The 1,550-nt window shown below is 73.5% G+C and carries 2 protein-coding genes; both read right to left on the reverse strand.

The features are described 5' to 3' along the window. Positions 1–100: 100 nt before the first annotated feature. On the reverse strand, positions 101–823 hold the full coding sequence (locus ACPYOM_RS21890; RefSeq protein ID WP_481347572.1) for a GAF and ANTAR domain-containing protein: 723 nt from the start codon (positions 821–823) through the stop codon (positions 101–103). After that, on the reverse strand, positions 820–1,374 hold the full coding sequence (locus tag ACPYOM_RS21895; protein ID WP_481347573.1) for a GAF domain-containing protein: 555 nt from the start codon (positions 1,372–1,374) through the stop codon (positions 820–822). The genes ACPYOM_RS21890 and ACPYOM_RS21895 overlap by 4 nt, the downstream gene beginning before the upstream one ends. Positions 1,375–1,550: the final 176 nt, after the last annotated feature.

The raw sequence follows: 1,550 nt of genomic DNA on the forward strand, positions 1-1,550 counted from the left end.
TCCGTCGTCGGCAGCGTCAGATGTGTATAAGAGACAGGTGCCGGGGGACGGTCGCCGACCACGGCCTCGCCGTCCCCGGTCATGATGGTGCCCTCGTCGCTCATGGCAGGTCCTCCCCGGGTAGCCGCCCGGTGTCCAACAGCTGCGCGGCGACCTCGCCGATCTTGCGCCGGCTGCTGCGGGCCGCCGAGCGCAGGACCTGGAAGGCGTCCGCCTGGGAGAGTCCGTCACGGCCCATGAGGTAGCCGACCCCCCGCTCGATCGGGGCCCGGTACTCCAGGGCGTAGGACAGCTGGCTGGCGAGCTCGCCGGCATGGTCCGCCGCGACAGCGGCCGACATCATCGTCTCGGCCACCCCGGCGAACTTCTCGAGGGCCGACTGCATGGCCAGGTCCCACGCCACCGGGCGGGCCTTGTACAGGTTGAGGCTGCCGACACAGACGCCGGCCAGGTGCACCGGAACACCGAGCACCGCCGCGACGCCGAGTCCCTCGAGCCGTGGCCCGAGGTCGGGCCACCGCTCGTCGGCCCTGACGTCCTGCGTCTCCACCGCCATGTCCTGGCTGAAGGTGTCGATGCACGGCCCCTGCCCGGTCTCGATCTGCGCCTGCTCGAGCAGCCTCCCCGGTCCGTCGGACGCCGCGGTGTAGTGGAGGTCGCCGTGCTCGTCGGTGAGCATGAGGCCGCTCCCGTCGACGTCGAACAGCTGGTCGCATGCCTCGATGACCCGCTGGAGCGAGGGTCGCAGCGAGATGGTGTCGCCCCGCCGGTCGAGGCGACGCAGGCTGGCGGCGAGGGCCGCCGGGTTGACTCCGGCGCTCACCCGCGACCCCCAGAGCCACCCCGGTCGTCGGCGCCGGCGTGGCCGACGCACGCCGTGAACTGCAGGAGGGCGGCGACGGCACCGGCGAAGGCCTCGGCGGTCCCGACCTCGACGGTCGACCACGTGTGGGGCCGGTCGTGCACGAGGTCGAGGGTGCCCATGACGTCGTACGGCCCCCCGCCCGGCAGGCGCACGGGCACGGAGAGCACCGCCCGGGCGGCCGGGACCGTCTCACGGCAGCCCAGCCCGACGTACCGCGGCTCGTCCTGGAGGTCGACGACGGTGACCGGCGCCCCCTCGGCGACGACGTCGACGGCGGGACCGACGCCGAGCCGCCACTCCGCCTCGACGAGCCGCGAGGCGTCGTCACCGATGGCGGTCACCTCACGCGCCCGGTCCTCCTCGTCGAGCAGCACGAGCGCGATGCCCCTGACGCGAAGCACGTCGCGCACCGCGCCGACAGTCTCGCGCAGGCGCGCGGCCGCGCTGGCCACCGGCCAGGCGGCAGGCTCGAGCGAGGGCTCGCCCACCGGGGCGGTCTGCGTGCTCATCGACGAGCCCCACCGACGCGGGGGCCAGGTCGACGGACGGGGGACGTGGGCATCGACATGGAGGTGTCTCCGATCCTTGGCACCACTCGGGACCGAGATGGTGCAGGACCGCGGACACACGGCGGTCGGGCGAACTCGAGCAGGCGCAGGGTCATGCGCTCGAGACGAACCTAGAC

This window comes from Monashia sp. HAY1-2A (genome assembly GCF_056755315.1).